12 protein-coding genes are annotated in these 18,482 nt (G+C 37.7%); 4 read left to right on the top strand and 8 right to left on the bottom strand.

The window, feature by feature from the left end; all coding sequences use genetic code 11:
• Positions 1-32 precede the first annotated feature (32 nt).
• Positions 33-2,618, bottom strand: coding sequence for a GAF domain-containing protein (locus tag RIV7116_RS18315; RefSeq protein WP_015119795.1), 2,586 nt, complete (start codon positions 2,616-2,618; stop codon positions 33-35).
• A gap of 1,184 nt (positions 2,619-3,802) precedes the next feature.
• Between RIV7116_RS18315 and RIV7116_RS18310 the strand changes: the two genes are divergently transcribed.
• Positions 3,803-5,194, top strand: coding sequence for an APC family permease (locus RIV7116_RS18310; RefSeq protein WP_015119794.1), 1,392 nt, complete (start codon positions 3,803-3,805; stop codon positions 5,192-5,194).
• A 72-nt stretch (positions 5,195-5,266) separates the two neighbouring features.
• Positions 5,267-6,454, top strand: coding sequence for a hypothetical protein (locus RIV7116_RS18305; RefSeq protein WP_015119793.1), 1,188 nt, complete (start codon positions 5,267-5,269; stop codon positions 6,452-6,454).
• A gap of 63 nt (positions 6,455-6,517) precedes the next feature.
• On the opposite strand, the gene RIV7116_RS18300 is transcribed toward RIV7116_RS18305, so the two are convergent.
• Entirely contained in the window at positions 6,518-7,612 is a 1,095-nt protein-coding gene (locus tag RIV7116_RS18300) for a serine hydrolase (protein WP_015119792.1), read from the bottom strand.
• A gap of 789 nt (positions 7,613-8,401) precedes the next feature.
• Here RIV7116_RS18300 and RIV7116_RS18295 point away from each other — a divergent pair.
• Positions 8,402-8,833: a hypothetical protein gene (locus tag RIV7116_RS18295; RefSeq protein WP_015119791.1), complete on the top strand. Its 432-nt coding sequence runs from the start codon at positions 8,402-8,404 to the stop codon at positions 8,831-8,833.
• A gap of 17 nt (positions 8,834-8,850) precedes the next feature.
• On the opposite strand, the gene RIV7116_RS18290 is transcribed toward RIV7116_RS18295, so the two are convergent.
• Both RIV7116_RS18290 and recN read right to left on the bottom strand, forming a co-directional pair.
• Complete coding sequence (locus tag RIV7116_RS18290; protein ID WP_015119790.1) at positions 8,851-9,456, bottom strand: hypothetical protein; 606 nt, start codon at positions 9,454-9,456, stop codon at positions 8,851-8,853.
• A 156-nt stretch (positions 9,457-9,612) separates the two neighbouring features.
• On the bottom strand, positions 9,613-11,388 hold the full coding sequence (recN, locus tag RIV7116_RS18285; protein ID WP_015119789.1) for a DNA repair protein RecN: 1,776 nt from the start codon (positions 11,386-11,388) through the stop codon (positions 9,613-9,615).
• A gap of 401 nt (positions 11,389-11,789) precedes the next feature.
• On the opposite strand from recN, the gene RIV7116_RS18280 reads away from it, so the two are divergent.
• Positions 11,790-13,790 (top strand): AarF/ABC1/UbiB kinase family protein, encoded by a 2,001-nt coding sequence (locus RIV7116_RS18280; RefSeq protein WP_015119788.1) that lies wholly within the window; start codon positions 11,790-11,792, stop codon positions 13,788-13,790.
• An 87-nt stretch (positions 13,791-13,877) separates the two neighbouring features.
• Here the strand turns inward: RIV7116_RS18280 and RIV7116_RS37390 are convergent, their stop codons facing one another.
• The 4 genes from RIV7116_RS37390 to RIV7116_RS18270 all read right to left on the bottom strand — a co-directional run bounded on the left by RIV7116_RS37390 (position 13,878) and on the right by RIV7116_RS18270 (position 18,322).
• Positions 13,878-14,030 carry a DUF6745 domain-containing protein gene (locus tag RIV7116_RS37390; RefSeq protein WP_371261653.1) on the bottom strand — a complete coding sequence of 51 codons (153 nt, stop codon included), beginning with the start codon at positions 14,028-14,030 and terminating at the stop codon, positions 13,878-13,880.
• 12 nt (positions 14,031-14,042) lie between these two features.
• Positions 14,043-14,186 (bottom strand): hypothetical protein, encoded by a 144-nt coding sequence (locus RIV7116_RS35915; protein WP_157229297.1) that lies wholly within the window; start codon positions 14,184-14,186, stop codon positions 14,043-14,045.
• Between the two features lie 421 nt (positions 14,187-14,607).
• Positions 14,608-15,054, bottom strand: a complete 447-nt coding sequence (locus tag RIV7116_RS18275; protein WP_015119787.1) for a hypothetical protein — start codon at positions 15,052-15,054, stop codon at positions 14,608-14,610.
• A gap of 271 nt (positions 15,055-15,325) precedes the next feature.
• The gene (locus RIV7116_RS18270) at positions 15,326-18,322 is read right to left on the bottom strand and encodes a valine--tRNA ligase (RefSeq protein ID WP_015119786.1); all 2,997 of its coding nucleotides are present in this window, start codon (positions 18,320-18,322) and stop codon (positions 15,326-15,328) included.
• Positions 18,323-18,482: the final 160 nt, after the last annotated feature.

The following is an 18,482-nucleotide window of genomic DNA, read 5'->3' as shown; positions in this document are numbered from 1 at the left end:
CATTATCAAGTAGGGCAACTAACAACTAACCTCTATTTTTCCTTAAATGTCCAAACTCCATCGTCCCAGTCAGCTTCGGATGGAGGATTATCTAGCCAATAGTGGCAGCGCTTGAGATGAGATATGGCGGCTTTGTCATTTTCCTGAATTTCCAAGACTTTAGCGAATTGCTGTTTCGCTGAGGTAAATTGACGATTAATGTAGTATTCGCGTCCTTTATGATAATGTTCAATTGCCGTTAGTTTGTCGCCACAAACATTATCATTACGCAAACCAATTAATTCGTATATTGATACTGGTTCGTTACGACCTTTTACCCTAATGTAGTCTAATTCCCTTGCCCATACTAAATGTTTGCAAGGCTCATAAGTATTATCACTGATAATAATGTCGCAGCCGTACTGTTTGCTGACGCTTTCCAAACGAGAGCCAAGGTTGACACCATCGCCGATTGCGGTAAATTCCATACGTTTGCTAGAACCAATGTTTCCACTGATTACAACGTCTGAGTTAATACCTATACCAATTTTGATTTGTGGTTTATTATCTGCATGACGACGAGTATTAAAATCTTCTAAACGCCGACGCATTTCTAAGGAAGTTTGTACTGCCATCCAAGCATGGTTTTGTAAAGGTAACGGGGAACCGTATACAGCCATGATGGCATCGCCGATGTATTTATCTAGGGTGCCTTTATGTTTAAAAACTGCTTCCACCATTGACTCGAAGTATTCATTGAGCATACCTACGACTTCTTCAGCTTCCAGGTTTTCAGTAAGAGTGGTGTAGCCGCGAATATCGGAAAATAGAATCGAAACTTCTTTTCTATCACCGCCTAGTTTTGCATCGTCTAATTTAAGTAATTCTTCAGCGAGTTCTTGAGTCATATAGCGGTACATTGTACTCTTGAGCCGCTTTTCGTCGCTGATATCGTCCATGACAACCAGCGCACCTCTAACTTGTGAGTTGTCGCTTGCGTCTGCAATAGTGTTTATCGATAAATTAATGCTGTTTTCTAAAGATTCATGGCTGATAAGAGTGCGATCCGGATAATATTGTTCGCGTAATTTATCGTCGGCATTTAAAGCATCTTGGCACCATTTATCAAAGTCGTTTTCTTTAATATTAATAATGTCGTTAATTAATTTCCCTTCTAATCGTTCTTGTTCTTCTAATCCCAACAAACGCAAGGCGCTTTCATTTGCGGCAAGGATATTACCTTTGCTATCAGTAGAAATTACACCATTGGAAAGGCTGCGAAGAATATCGCGCTGCATTTGTTCTTGTTGCTTGATAGTGGCGAATAATTGAGCGTTTTGTAGCGCTACGCCTGCTTGTATATTAAAAGCTTCCATAAACTCTTCGTCATTTCTATCGAAACTTGCTTGGAAGCATTCAGGAGCTTTTGGCCAATCTTCGGGGTTATAGGGAGCAGATTGCTTTTTACTTTTCTTATTTACTAGTTGAGTTACGCCGATTAATTCTTTGTCGCTATTAAATACCGGCATACAAAGCAAACTACAGGTACGGTAAGCTGTTTGCCGATCTATTTGTTTAGCTGTGTCAGAGTCGGGATTATCATACAAATCAAAGGCAATATTGAGTATTTTGCCAGTAGATGCAACTTGACCAACAAAACCTTTACCCATCGGTACTCGTAACTCTCTAGTCGAACCATCGTCAAGAGTAATTTTCGTCCATAATTCTTGGCTATCGCGGTCTATTAGCCATAAAGTAGAACGATCTGCATTCATTAGTTGCTTAGCTTCATCCATCACCCGCTTCAGTGTCTCTTCTAAATCAAGACCACTTTGCGAAAGTGACTTAATTGCTTTCATCAACGCTTCAGCAGCTCTTTGTTTTTGAGTTGCAATGTAAAAAGAATGCGATGATTCTAAAATTAGTCTGATAGAAGGTGCAAATTCTTGAAATAATTGCTCGTCAGCATCAGTAAAACCGTCAACATCGATACGTTCGCTTAAAGGGATTTCACTGCTACTATCTGGTTTTAGTTTATTTAAAAGTTGTACTACGGCAACTAATTTACCTTGTTCGTTAAGTAAAGGTAAAGCCAGCATGGTATAGGTACGATAGTCAGTTCTTTTTTCATGCTCTCGGGCAAAAGAAGAACGATTATCGTTATAGAAATCGTAGGGAATATTTACTACTTTTTTATCAGTGGCAACTTCGCCAGCAATACCTTTATTTGCCGGTATGCGAATTTCTAAAGAACGCTTTCCTTCACCTTCTGCAACAATGGTATATAGTTCTTGTTTTTCTTCATCTAAAAGAAATATAGTTGTTCTATCAGCACCTAATAACTCACCAGTTTTTAGAGTGATAGACTGTAGCATTTCTTGCAAAATTGCTTCAAATCCTTTCGAGTCCAACATGGACAAGGTTTGATTAACAATCTGCAATTTATGCTCTACATCTTTAACTACTTGTTTAAAAGTATCTTGAGTCAAAGGAGCAAGGAAAGTCGATATAGTTCCTTCCTGTTGCTGACCCAAAGCGTCTAAACGAGTAGAATCTTGAATAAAGTCGTGCTTCCCCTGAGTGTTTTCACCAATAATTAAATCGGTGGTTTCATTGCGACTACGTTGGTAGACTGACATAGCTGCCTTTTGATATAAGATTTGTTTTATTATTTGATTCGCTTAAGCGATAAATCTGCTGATAGGCTTAAGTCAATCCTGCTTTAAGCAAAAATCGACTTAATACAAATAAATAAAGATATGCATTTTTGCATAACACCCCTGTTTCTTTCGTCTTTAATTAATAAAGAAAAAAGATTTTAACATTCTTGCTTTATTTAGAAAGAGCATTATCCACAGTTTAATCTTTCATCAAATAAAACGTCATTGAGAAAGATACGTAGACAAGTAAACAGTAAAAATAAAATTCGCAATACAAGTATTAAACGCCCTATTACAGGTCTTAAAATACATGATCGCAATTAGAATGAAGTCCTTTGCTAATTTCTTTGATAGCTCAATGTGAAAAAACACATTAATTCAATAGCTCTTAAAAAAGCGTAAATATACTTATATTTGGTTAGCGACCAGCTACTTTACCTCTTTTAAAAGTTTTACGATAAAAGTATTGCAGAAGAAAGAATTAGCTCTAAATTCATTCATTAAAAACTGTTTTCTAGATAATTTTCATAAAATTGTGCATTTAATAGTAAGTTTTAATTCCTACATGACTATGCTGATATTATTCCCATTTTTTTGAAAAAGTTAACAGGCGTGACGTATTAAATTGCATCAGTGTCAGCAAGTAAAAAAGTTTCTGAAAAAAAATAATAAAAGCAATTACTTCTATGCCAGTAGAAGATTACTAAATGAATGAGAAGGGGAGAAATTTTCTAGGTAGTCGTTCTTGTATCGCAAGGAAGAAATACAAACAAGCTTTTTAGCTCAATTGACTTTTGTTAATCTAATGTAGTTCAAAAGAACTAGAAACATATCAATAAAAATTGCGTAATTAAAATAATCATGAGGCTGATTTAACAAAATAGCGGTTATTGCTGAGTATTTTAAGTAACTATAATTTGCTAAGTATATTGGCTTTGTATCAAACTCTTAGACTCTAGAATATATTATAAATGTGTTTATTCTTACTATAAGAGTACGTATTAACTTTTAGGCAAACAGAAATTTATTTAAAAATATAAATCAACTTTATAGAATTTTAGAGAAAATTCGGCATTTCCTAGGATGCTATCTAATCATTTATTAAGCTAGAACTTGAGTTGTTTACAGCACAGTTAAATCAGTAATATTGCTGAAAAAAAATAATGTCTTCCAATCAGCAACTTCAATCAAAAACGATCGGCTTGTTTACTGCAACCTGTATTGTGGTAGCCAATATGATAGGTACAGGTGTATTCACTAGCTTAGGCTTTCAAGTGGTGGATATAAAATCTGGTTTCACCCTATTGTTTTTATGGCTAGTGGGTGGAGTTTTCGCTTTATGCGGTGCTTTAAGCTATGGCGAATTAGGTGCAGCGATGCCTCATTCGGGTGGCGAATATTATTATTTATCTCGTATATATCATCCAGTAGTAGGTTTTTTATCTGGATGGGTATCGGTGACAGTAGGTTTTGCTGCACCAATCGCAGCAGCAGCAATGGCTTTAGGAGCATATTTCAAAGGTGTGTTTCCGGTATTTTCTTCAACAGTTATTGGTTTAGCTGTAGTTATCGGCGTTTCTTTGATTCATAGTAAAAGTAAAACATTTGGTAGTTACTTTCAACAGATATTTACGATTTTGAAAGTTCTATTAATTGTAATTTTGATTGTCTGCGGTTTGAGTTTAGCTGAACCTCAACAATTAGGTTTTTTACCCTCAATGGGAGATGTAAATTTAGTTTTTAGTTCTCCTTTTGCAATTTCGTTAGTTTATGTAACTTACTCTTATTCAGGATGGAATGCAGCCGTTTATTTAGCTAGTGAGGTAGAAGAGCCAGAAAAAAATCTGCCTCGTTCTTTAATATTCGGAACTTTGATTGTAATGGGTTTATATCTACTATTAAACTTTATCTTTTTATATACAACACCAATTAATAAATTGGTAGGAGAACTAGAAATTGGATATATAGCCGCCAATCAAATTTTTGGTGTTGTTGGGGCTAGAATCATGGGCATTCTTATCTCATTAGGATTAGTAAGTTCTATTAGCTCAATGGTTTTAGCTGGTCCCAGAGTTACTCAAGCAATTGGTGAAGATATTCCTTTATTTAAACTACTTGCTAGGAAAAATTCTAGTGGAATTCCATATTTGGCAATTTTACTACAGCTATTTATAGTTACTGTTTTGATACTCACATCTAGTTTTCAAGCAGTTATTACTTATCTCGGATTTACCCTAACTTTATCTTCATTTATTACAGTTTTAGGGGTTTTTGTTTACCGATTTCGATATCCCGAAGCATCTCGACCTTATCAGACTTGGGGTTATCCGATAACACCGCTTATTTTCCTAGGAATTAGTGCCTGGATGTTGGTGTTTATTTTAATTGATAAACCGAAAGAATCTTTAACGGGAATGGCAACGTTATTAATTGGTTTAATTGTCTATTTTATTGCATCAAAAAACAAAATGGGCTGGTCTTCGGTTAAGGAAGAAGCGAAGTATGTATCTGCATATCAAAGCGACAACAATCAAACCCAATTTAATGAAAAATAATTATTCAGACAGTAGGTTTTGATAGTAATCGTACTGGTAAATAAATCACTTTGACACATTTTCCCTAAAATCATGAAAAAAAATAAATTAGTTTCCGCTTTTTTAAGTACTGGTATTGCTGCATTACTATTACTACAAGGTTGTAATTCCAACGAAAATATTAATGCTAATTCAATCACAAGTAACGCTATTAAAAAATCTGAACCAGCTAAACCTGTAGACCCTTTAGCTAAATTTGATAAAGCAAAATCTGTCAAATTGACGGATACAGCAAAATTGCTTGCGGGGATGGAAGTTGGCAGTCAAAGTCCTTTTGCGAAAGTACAGCAAGTAAGAGGTTGGAATTCTCATCAAAATTACTATAAAAATGCTTGGTCTCAATTAGAAAATAGACAATTAGCAAAAGTAAGAAAATGGAGAGATAAAGAGTTACAGGAAATTAATGCCAAATCACCAACCATTTTCTATCCCTTCAGTGGCCCAGATTTTCTCTATTCTTTCTCTTTATTTCCTAAAGCTAAAGAATTGATATTAATTGGTTTAGAACCAGTTGGAAAAGTTCCAGATTTTGCTAAACTTTCTGCTAGCGAAAGTAATGCCGCATTAAGTAAAGCCAGAAGTTCTTTATCAGAAATTCTGCAATTTAGCTTCTTTCGTACTAACGATATGAAAGTTGATTTGCGAAAACAAGGAGTATTACCGATTTTGTACGTGTTTATGGCACGGACTAATAATCGTATCCTCGATCTACAATATATTGGCTTGGATAAAAATTCTAAAATCAAGCAATTTGAAAAAGGAATGGTACCTGGAGTCAAAATTGCTTTTGTTCCCCAAGGAGAATCAGAACCCCGTACTTTGTATTATTTCTCTACAGATTTATCAAACTCTGGTTTAAGCAAACACCCAGAATTGACACAGTTTGTTAGTCAACTTGATAATCCCGTAACTTATTTAAAAGCTGCTTCTTACTTGATGTACAACGGTAGTTTTTCCGGTATTAGAGATACTATATTGACTGCTAGCAGCCATGTATTGCAGGATGATTCTGGAATGCCTTTGAAATCCTTCGATCAAACTAAATGGGATTTGGAATTCTACGGTAATTATACTCGTCCCATTGGTTTATTTAGCAATCGCTATCAGTCAGATTTGAGAAGAGTTTATGCAAGCAAGCAAGATATAAAACCCATCGATTTTGGTATTGGCTATAAATTCAACGTCAATCAGTCAAATATGATGTTGGCTAAAACAAAATAATTGATTTGTATTTTCCCTCTCCTTAATAAGGAGAGGGAGTAAGGGTGAGGTTTTTAATTTTTATTAATAATCAATCATCCAGTATTTAAATGCAGGGTGCTTTCCACCGATTGCTTGATTAACAATTCTTTCGCAGATTTTTAATCCGTTTTGACTGTTAGTTAAAATTACAATTCCCGTTTTTAAATCTTTGGAAGCTGCGGTAAAACTTTTAAAAGTAACTAAATCTCCCCAATGCCAAAAGAAGTTACCTTTATTCGTTTTTTCCAATCCCCAACCCAAACCCCAATCAAGGGAATAGCTAAGTTTAATTTGCGGAGTTAACATCTGCTGTAAACTTGCTTCGGTTAAATAACTACTATCAACTGTTCCCGGTTTCATCATCGCGATAGGAAATTGAGCATATTCAGCAGCAGTAGTACGTAAACTTCCAGCAGATACCGCTGCTTTTGGTTTACTCATCGCTCTAGGTTTAAGTTGACGATTGTGTCCGTAACTCGCAATATTGGCATATTCGGGTTGCCAAACTAAGCTGCTGCTATTCATTCCCCAAGGTTTCAATATTTGCTGTTGTAAATACTCTTCTAAAGGTTGTTCGGTAATTTTTTCAACTACACTTTGTAAATATAAAAAACCTTCTCCGGAATAACCAAACTTTGTTGCCGGATTATTCTTAAACCACACAGGTTTGCTACCGCTCCAATTAGGAAAACCAGTAGTATGAGATAAGACTCTGCGAGCAGTTACTTTTTGAATTCGAGAATCAGAAATTAAAGGTTTATCGGTGTATTTTGTTAAAGGTGCATCTAAATCAATTTCTTTTCTTTCAGCCATTTTTAAAACTGCATAACCAAACAATGGTTTAGTCAAGGATGCACAAGCAAAGATAGTTTCGTCAGTAACGAGTTGTTTATTATATTGGTGTTTAACTCCAAAGCTTTTATTCCAAAATAATTCCCCATCCCGAATCATTGCTACAGAAATACCGGGGATTCGGTTATTTCTCATCAATCTGGGAATTTGGGTTTCCAAATTACCGACAACTGTTTCTGCTGCGGAAACAGAATCAGCCAGGAATTTAAGTAAGCTCAGAGTTGAAAGACTTATAAAAGCGGTTGTACCTTGTTTTAATAATTTTCTACGAGATATTTCGGACATTGTAGAGATTTTTATGGTGCTATTTAATTAGAATTTAGATAAGAGAAAAAAGTTTCGGTAGCGTAAAGGAAATGGGGAATATAAGAAATGATTGCTATATAATTTGATACGTCAGTTATAGCATTATGATTTATTTATAAGCATCAAGAAACCCGATTTTTTTGAAAAAACCGAGTTTATAGAAATTATAAAGATGTTTTTTATCATTTCGCTTTGTTGCGGTAATTTTTGGGAAACGTAGCACTGCGCCCCGTCTCTACATTCTACTTCTTAGGTAAATTACGCGGAGGTACTTCTTCACCTCGGTACATCAGCTTTTCAATCTCCCCAAACCAAACCATGCGCTACCAAATAAAAGAAATACCGCAGAAAGTGATAATAGCAAAACTACTGTACTAGTTTGTAATAAAGTTGTTATGGGTATCATTGCCCAAATTACTGCTGTCAAAACTGCGATCGCAACCCTCCCTTTCTGAATTATCGCAAGTGCTTTCCTACAGCTTCCACAGTGTTTGGTATGGGAATGATATCTATCTAAAAGTTCTTCGAGTGAATCGGATACCAGGCTTCCAATACATCAAATTGATCTGGATTTGTACCACCGGCAGGTAATTTATCGGTTTGAATTGGGTTTTTGGTGAGGGTTGATGTCATTGCTGGGTTACTTTTGTGCTATTTAGGATTTTATGATAAACCGCAGAGGGCGCAGAGAGCGTAGAGGGAAGAGGTTTAAGAGAAGTTTTTTGTAGGGTATGTTATTACGAGAGTAACGCACCATAAATTCAATATATGGTTAATCATTTATATAAGAATTTTTTGTCAAGTATTGAGGAATATAAAGCTTGTGAAAGCTTTTGGCGTGATTTATGTGAGACTATTCTTCTCAAACATCAAGGAATAACACACGGATGGATGGTTTGGTTGAACGTTATTTTCTTGGATGGTAATCCAATGTATAGCTTGATATCGCCAGATAGTAGAAAAGGTATTGCTATTTATCAACATGAACCTACTGAAAACAAAATCATTTTTGGAGCATGGATGGATAAATTTGGTCCTATTGATACAACACAAGATTTTGTTGAAGAAATAGTAATTGCCTGCGAACTTTCCCAGGAATCAGCATCAGTAGCTAGCGAGCTTATTGAAATATGGGTAGAAGGAAATAGTTCATATGAAAATATGGAAATCTTAATCCAAGAAAAAATTAGTTCTCTTTGATTTTATAAAAATCCATCTCAGTCTAAGCCATCGCGCATCATCCAGACTAAGATACCTAACAACCTTTCCACTGGCAAAATAGAATATTCGGTAAAATCAATAGTGACAATGTCTTCTTCTAATTTTAAAAAGCTCCATAAATTGCCATTAGTAACGCTTCCATAAACAGTTAGTGACTCATCTTGTTTCGCATTTAACTTTTGTGCAGCAACCATTTGAGCAATACACTGTCCTAAAACATCTTTAAAATTCTCCTTCTTAGCTTCTATAATTACTAATACCGGTGCTTCAATAAATAGCTGCTCGGGAGAAAGACTAACTATAAAATCGCAAACTCCTGTTAATGCTAAATCTTTATCAACATTGAATTCTTCACCGGAAAAGAAGCTGATTTCTTTATTCAAAATCTTTCTGACTTCAAATAAAATCGGACTGATAATAAGTTCGGAACGCGCTTTCCCAGAACCCATTGCAATTGCTAAAGGAATACTTTCTTTTAAATATTCTGCAATATAAGAGCTTGGTGAAACAGGCTCTACCTCTGGAAGAAAACATTCATCTCCAACTAGTGTTAAATCAAATTTTTGTGTTACTTCGGAAATACTAAAATCTTTGTAAGGCATAGTTTCAAATAATGCCCTCAGCCTATAAGGCTGGGGCTATGATTGCGAAGCCCACCGCAAGGTGGGCTGTAAATCCCAGTTTCTTATAGCCCAGGTCGTCGGGCTTTATTTGTGTAGCCCCAGACTTCCAGTCTGAAGGTGACTTAAGAACATTAATTACGTTTTCTTCTTCCTCCCTTTCCCTTTCCCCTTCCCCTCTCGATGAGTCGCTGCTTTCGCTAACAAGGAATCGGCAAAAGCTACTGCATCGCTGGCTGATTTCCCACCAGCTAGCTGCGCTAATTCATCCCGTCGTTTATCTAAGTTATCCAGAGGTTTAATTCTAACTACGGTACGCTCTTCGCCATGACCGTTGTTTTCTTTTTTACCTTTTAGTTGATTGATAACCTGCTTATTTACATGAAAATGCTGGTCAGCCATTGCGGCTACTAAAGGTTGGTGAGTAACGCACAATACCTGAAGCTGCAAACTTAATTGATGTAATTTCTCGGCGATCGCCTGGGCAACTCTACCGGAAACACCGACATCAATTTCGTCAAATACCATTGTTCCGGGACTGTCTGAGGCTGAGAATGTAGCTTTTAATGCTAGTAAGAAACGGCTCATTTCACCACCAGAGGCAGTTTCTGACAAGGGTTGCAGCGGTTCACCTGGATTCGGACTAAACAGAAAACTAATTTTATCGCTGCCGCTAGCAGTAGGAGAAATTGGTGCTATCTCAACTTTGAATTGCACTTTATCCATTGCTAGGGGTTTTAATTCCCTGATAATTTCCGCTTCCAGTAAAGCAGCTGTAGCGCTACGCAATTTAGTTAACTTGCTGCATTCAGCAGTTAGTTTATCCAAACATTCTTGCTCTTGTTTTTCTAAACTTTCAATGGATTTTTCACCATCGTTAAGCTCGTTCAACTGTTCCTGAATGCCATTGTAATGTTCGATGACTTCAGCTAGTGAAGGACCATATTTACGACAAATGTGCTTTAATTCTCGAATTCGCTCTTCAACTTCATCCAATCTTTGGGGATCTGCCTCTAAGCCGTCTCCGTAAGCGTTCATTTGTCTGGCTACTTCCGTCACTGCGGATTGAGCATCCCTAATTAATTCTAATAGTGGTTGCAGTTCCTCAGTGTCGAACTCTACCATATTCATCAAAGTAGATTCGCTATTGCCCAGCAAGTCTGTAGCTGTGGAACCTCCACCATCACTTTGATATAAATCTTGGTAAACTTTGTAACTCATCTGTTGCAATTCAACAACATGATTAAGGCGCTCTTGTTCTTGTAAAAGCTTTTCTAATTCGTTGGGTTCGTTAAGATTCGCCTCTCCTAATTCTTTCGCTTGGTAAGTTAATAGATCGAGTTTTTGTAAACGTTCCCGTTCCGAAGTTCGACGACGTTCTAATAATAAATGTGCTTCATGATAATGACTAAAAGCAGCAGCAACAACCGAACGCTGCTTAATTAAAGCATCACCACCATAGGAATCCAACCAGTTACGAACCTGTGTAGATTGCCCTACCAATACATTTTGTCCTTGAGCGGTGATTTCCACCAGACGCTCCCGCAAACCATTCATTAACTGACGGTTCACCAAAACACCATTTACCCGCGAACGACTGCGGACGCTGCTAGTACTTACAGTCACCTCACGACTTATAACTACTGAATTTTCGTCAAGTAAATCAATTTCTTGCTCTGTCAACCAAGCAGCCAAAGCAGAATTAGAAGTAAAAGTACCTTCTATCAGGGCTCGATTGCTGCCGGTGCGAATTACCCGACTAGAGACTTTGCCACCCAATACTGCATCGATAGCATCAAGAATAATCGACTTACCAGCACCGGTTTCACCAGTAAGTACATTTAACCCAGCACCGAATTCTAATTCTAATTTGTCAATTAACGCAAAATTTTCTATATAAAGGGAGAGCAACATTAAGACTTATTCTCCGTTAAGGCAGACGCGGAATACTTATACAGTTTGAGATACTGGAAATCGAACCCAAACAACCTCAAATAGCTACCAAATTATAAAGATAAAAGAATCACTCACGAACAAGTGTACCAAGCTTAGTTTAAAAGGTTAAAGGTTAAAGGTCAAAGGTTAAAGGTTAAAAAAGGTTAAAAGTTAGAGGGGAGATGGGGAGAGACAAGGCGACAAGGAGAAATAATTATTTATTTCTAAATACTAACCATACCCAATGCCCAATGCCCAATGCCCAATTCCCAATGCCCTATTCCCAATTACCAATTTACAATTCCCATCCACATGATGGGTTACACTTATGAAAGCAATTGTTACAATACTTAACGTTTGGGCTGCCGTGCGATAAATTCATGAATATGAAGACAGTTCCTCCTAATACCACACCACAAGAGACAAAACTAGTGCTTGCAGATAATAAAGTAGATACTGCTACCGTTGAATTTCCGACTACCATAGAGCGCCGAAAAACTAGCCTCTTAGAAGAGACAACAAGCGAACATTTAGGCTTGCGTTACGATGCTTCAGGAATCGCAGCGCATTACAAGAAAAGACCTTTCGAGGTTTGGGGGCGGATATTTACAGTTTTATTTCCCGCCGTCAGTTTTGCTCTGGGTGTATGGTTTGATCGCAAACTTGGTAAAAAGGTAAAAACTGACCGTCGTCGTGCAGTTCAATTGCGAGAATTGTTAACGCGGTTGGGGCCAGCATATATTAAAATCGGACAGGCATTGTCCACAAGACCAGATTTAGTTCCCCCAGTATATTTAGAAGAATTTACTCAGCTACAGGATAAATTACCACCTTTCCCCAACGAGCTTGCTTATCAGTTTATTGAAGAAGAAATTGGTGCGCGTCCGGAAGAAATTTATACCGACATGACACCAGATCCAATCGCCGCAGCTTCTTTAGGGCAAGTTTATCGAGGCAAGTTAAGAAGTACTGGTGAAGAAGTTGCCATCAAAGTTCAACGCCCAGATTTACGCGAGCGTATAACCATTGATTTATATATATTACGTCGATTGGCAGCTTGGGGACAAAAAGCCATCAAGCAAGTACGCAGCGACTTAGTTGGTATTCTCGATGAATTAGGCGAGCGTATCTTTGAAGAGATGGATTACGTCAACGAAGGCGAAAACGCCGAGCGTTTCTTCCAGCTTTACGGTCACTTAAAAGACGTATACGTTCCTAAAATATACTGGGAATACACCAACCGTCGCGTATTGACGATGGAGTGGATTAACGGACTTAAATTAACTCAAGTAAACGAAATCGCCGCTTTAGGTATAGATGCTCGTTATTTAGTAGAAGTAGGGGTTCAGTGTTCCCTACGTCAATTATTAGAACATGGATTTTTCCACGCCGATCCGCATCCAGGTAACTTATTAGCTACCTACGACGGAAAATTAGCTTATCTTGACTTCGGGATGATGAGCGAGATTCAACCACCGCAGCGTTATGGTTTAATTGAAGCAATTGTTCACGTAGTTAACCGCGATTTCGATGCTTTAGCCTCCGACTACGTTAAATTAGACTTTTTGACACCAGATGTTGATTTAACCCCAATTATTCCAGCATTTGCTAACGTATTCGCCGATGCTCAAGGTGCTTCCGTTGCGGATTTAAATATTAAAACCATCACCGATGATTTATCAGAATTAATGTACGAATATCCGTTCCGGGTACCACCTTATTACGCTTTGATTATTCGTTCTTTGGTAACATTGGAAGGCGTAGCAATATATATTGACCCCAACTTTAAAGTTCTCAGCGAAGCATATCCCTACGTTTCCAAAAGATTATTAACAGATCCATCACCACAATTAAGAGCTTCATTAAAAGACTTACTATTTAAAGATGGTCGTTTTCGTTGGAATCGCTTAGAAAACTTGTTGAAAAATGCTCGTAATTCTCAAGATTACGATTCTAGCGATGCATTGAATCAAGGATTAGAATTTTTAGCATCCGAGCGTGGTGCTTTTATTCGTACCAAGTTAGTAGATGAGTTATTTAAAGGAGTAGATGCATTAGGTAGAAACGTAATGCACAACTTGACTCAATTATTAAGAGAAAGAGTTGGTGTTACAGCAATTACTGAAGTTCCTGGTGCATCTAGTGAAGAAAAAGAAACATTAGAGCATATTCAAAATATCATCAAAATTCTGCAACAAGGCGGTAATTTTGATTTATCGAAAACCATTGAGCAAATTAGTAAACTTGCAGTCAATCCCAACGTGCAAACTATAGGACAAAAAATAGCTTCTCAAGTCGCGCAGAAAGCAGCAGCAAGAGTTTTAAGAGAACTTTTGGTGACGGAAGAAGTTGAGAGGAAGCAGTTACCAGCGGGAAGCTAGAAGTTAGGAGTTAGGAATTAAGAATATCTGGTGGTTGAAACCGCCGCTATACAAGCAAAACCCACACAGGTGGGTTATTTTTTTGGTTTATTTAATTAAGACACCATGAGAAGCATAAACGCTATACCCATCCACAAATCGAATCGCGGGTTTCTCTTCACCGTGTAATTTATTCTCTTCGTCAAAAGTAAGTAAACAAGGGCGATCGCACACCACGCAAAGTTCATCAAAAAAGAATATTTGTGGTTCGGGTTAATCAATTAATTTATATGCTGCTTTAATTGCTGATTCTGCTTTATTACGATTAATTGGCTCGGTTGAAAGAGCTACTTTCCGCCATTTTTCTAAATAATTTAAAAATAAAGCTTCTTTTTGTGGAGTTAATTTTTCAGCCATTTTAAATAAATTGATATTAAATTTTGATTATATCTGTAGGGTGTGTTGTCGCGACAGCGCAACGCACCATTGTAATTGTTCAATACACATTTCAACCGACATTCAATGGTGCGTTACGGCATGATTTAAATAGTAATCTTAAATCAAATTCATTCGTGCCGTAACACACCCTACAATCATTTTTTGGACATCCCTCTCCGCTAACTTGGAGAGGGGAAGGGGGTGAGGTTTATTTCTGTATCGGACTCAATTGAAAACCGCTAAACAAAATGGTGCGTTACGGCATGATTTAAATGGAAATCTTGAATTAAATGAATTCGCGCCGTAACACACCCTACAATTTATTTAATAATATAAAAACCATCAAAATCTTGTGGGGTGGACATCCTTGCCCGTCCAAACATATATCAAAAACATCAAATCAACTATCAACATTCTCATCTTGATGATGATTTTCACTTTTATCGCGTTGCAGTGCTTCTTCTAAAGCTTGAATTTGTTCTCGACGTGCTTCTAATTCTAAAGTTCTACGCGCTAAATCTTGATTTTGTAAAGTTAAATTTTGTCGCCAACCTTCGGCTCTTTCGGCTTCTTGACGTAAAAATTCTGGGGATATTCCGGTGGTAAGATATTTCTGAACTAGTTCTAAAACCCAACTGGTAGCGTCTTCTATTATCTCAATTTCACCTGTAGGAGAAAGTTCTACTAATACGAGCAAATTTTCAGTAAAATGTTTACCTTTTCCCAAAAGAATGACAGCTTCTTCTGGAATCATCACCCACATATTTTCGTTTTCTCTACGCGCTAACAACCGTAACTCGGACTGAACTAAAAATTCATTTTTATGCACCTTGGCTAAATAAAGCATGATTTTAAAAAGTTAGTGGTTAGTGGTTAGTGGTTAGTTGTTAGGAGTTAGGAGTTGAGAGTTAGGAATTAAGAATTAGATATTTGATTTGTTAGGTTTGATTGGTGTATACGCAGTTTATTCCAATAATTTTTGTAGTGGGAGTATCTTGCTTCCTAGCGAAGAATATTGCTCCCTAAAGAAAAATCTTACTCCCCACAAAAAATTTTATTTATAACTCCTAACCCTTAACTCATAACTCCTAACTAATCATTCCTAACTCCTAACTCCTTTAATTAATTCTTTCTAGACGGCTCCGCAAAATTTCGGCTTGTTTTTCGGCTTCTGCTAGAGAATCTCTAGCTCCTTGTACCACCTCTGCTGGTGCTTTATCAACAAATTTAGAATTACTTAGTCTACCTGTTAAAGATTGTACTTCAGCTTCTATTTTACTGAGATTTTTCTCTAGTTTGCCACGCAATGCGTTCATATCTATTACACCTTCGAGGGGAAGCAGTACTTGTACGGTACCGACTACACCGGTTGCAACTTCTCCTAATTCTTCTGGTTGGGATGTTTCAACTTCGGGAAGGTTTACTTCAGTTGATGGTTTAAAGAATCTTTGCCGTAATTCTTGTCTTTTTTTGCTCGGAAGTAAATATACCCTGATAAACCACAAGGAATAACCAAAACCGACAAATTGGAAGAATGTTCCAAAGAAAGGAATATTTTCTACGGTAATTGCGACGGTATAAGCAACTCTAGCTAAGGTAAGCGTTAGAAAACCTAAGAAAATCAATTTTAAAGCAGTTTGAGATTTCTTCTTAGTTACTGTATCGCTCTTTTGGGTATCAGCTATGGTTAAATTCTCAACTTTCGCCAAATCTTTAATTAATCGCTCTCCAGTATTAAGAATTTGACGCTCTCTTGCGCTTTCGCTTTGCAAATTAACGGTTACTTTCACGGAAGGTTTAACGTCTGCTTCTGCTCTTAAGTTGCGAATTGTGCGGATTGTGCCAATTAATAATTCAAATTCTGACTCTAATTCGGAGTCGATTAATTGTGTATTTGCTTCTGGATATTTTTGTAGCGATAAACTTTCGCCAGTATCTTCTGGTTGTTGAGTCAAAGTATGCCAAATTTCTTCGGTGATATGAGGCATAAAAGGACTAAGAAGTTTTAAAATTCCTTCTAATACATAAGCTAATGTTTGCTGTGCAACTTTTCGCGATTTTGGTTCGGCATCTTCCTGTAAGCGAGATTTTACTAATTCGATATACCAGTCACAAAAATCACCCCAGATAAATTCATAAAGTCCCTTCGCTGCTTCTCCCATGCCATAATTTTCCATGTAGCTGTTGGTTTCTTCAACAGTTTGATGGAAGCGGGACAAAATCCATTTATCGCTTAATTCTGTTGCTTCGGGTACTCCCAATTGCTGCGGTGTTTCTTCGTCCAAATTCATCATTACGAATCTGGCTGCATTCCACAACTTGTTGGCAAAGTTGCGCGATGCTTCAACCGAAGGAGATTCATCGGTTTTACGGTTGTAATCAAAACGGATATCTTGTCCGACACCAATAACTTCTTTAACCAAGGTGTAGCGAAGGGCATCGGTACCGTATTTATCAATTAATAATAACGGGTCAATACCATTTCCTTTGGACTTGGACATTTTTTTACCGTTTTCATCCAATAACAAACCGTGGATGTAAACATCTTTAAACGGCATTTCTTCGGTAAAATGACCAGCCATCATAGTCATTCTTGCTACCCAAAAGAAAATAATATCGAAGCCAGTTATCAAAACGCTGGTAGGATAATATTTCTTTAAATCCTCGGTTTCTTGAGGCCAACCCAAGGTAGAAAACGGCCACAACCCAGAAGAAAACCAGGTATCGAGAACGTCCGCGTCTCTTTCTAATTTAACTTCTTCACCAAACTGCGATTTCGCTTTCTCCCAGGCTTCCTCTTCACTTTTCGCGACCACAAACGGCGTATTCTCGGTAATTTCACCATTAGTTTCGCTAATCGCATACCAAGCCGGAATTTGATGTCCCCACCATAGCTGACGAGAAATAACCCAGTCTTTTAACTTTACCAGCCAATCTTTATAAACCTTTCCCCAACGTTGGGGATAAAATTCTGGAGAATTCTGCTCGAAAAATTCCAAAGCTTTGTCAGCCATCGGACGAATTTTGACAAACCATTGAGTTGAAAGCAAGGGTTCTACAGGAACTTTACCGCGTTCGCTGTAGGGAACTGTATGCTTATAATTCTCAATTTTGACTAAAACGCCATCGGCTTCTAATTTAGCAATAACATTCTTTCTTGCAACAAACCGATCTTGTCCTTGAAATTCTCCAGCATTTTCATTCAAGGTACCGTCTTTATTCATAATATTGATAAACGGTAAATCGTGGCGTTTGCCCATTTCAAAGTCGTTGGGGTCGTGAGCCGGTGTAACTTTTACACAACCAGTACCGAAACTCGGGTCTACCAATTCATCGCCAATGATGGGGATTTGACGGTTCATAATTGGTAAAGTCAAAGTTCTACCAATCAATTTATTGTATCGTTCGTCGCTGGGATTTACGGCTACTCCAGTATCTCCTAGCATAGTTTCCGGGCGGGTTGTAGCGACTTCTACATAGCCGGAACCGTCGGTGAGGGGATAGCGGAAATGCCATAGCTTACCGTCAACTTCCTTCTGGTCAACCTCTAAATCGGAAACAGCAGATTGAGAAGCCGGACACCAGTTAACTAAGTAATTTCCTCTATAAATCTTGCCTTCATCATAAAGACGGACAAAAGCTTCCAGAACAGCTTTCGATAAACCGCTGTCCATCGTAAACCGTTCTCGCGTCCAATCCACCGACACGCCCAAACGCCGTAATTGTCCGACAATAGTTCCTTTAGATTGAGCCTTCCATTCCCAAGCACGTTCTAAAAATTTCTCGCGTCCCAATTCGTAACGAGTCTTACCTTCTTCTTTAAGCTGCTTCTCAATAATTGTTTGTACTGCAATACTAGCGTGGTCAGTTCCGGGGAGATAAAGCGTATTGAATCCCTTCATCCGGTGATAGCGCACGAGACAATCAATCAAAGTATTGTCAAAAGCGTGCCCCATATGCAACTTTCCGGTTACATTGGGCGGGGGAATCATAATAGAGTAAGGCTCCCCATCGCGGTTGGGGTCAGCTTTATATAAAAGCTTCTCTTCCCAAAACTTCTGCCATCTAGCTTCAGTGGAAATCGGGTCGTAAACGCTTGGAAGGTTGGTAGTCATGCTGGGAAAATTCTAAGAATACAAGGACTTCTATAAACTTTAATAAATTTTGCCACAAGCTTGCGTGAACTCAACCGAATCATTAAAAATCTAATTCTTTTTTGTAGTTGAATGAGAAGAGGTATTTGGTAATTGGGCATTGGGCATTGGGCATTGGGCA

Source organism: Rivularia sp. PCC 7116 (genome assembly GCF_000316665.1).
GTDB lineage: Bacteria > Cyanobacteriota > Cyanobacteriia > Cyanobacteriales > Nostocaceae > Rivularia.
This window is presented reverse-complemented; position numbering and strand designations above follow the sequence as displayed.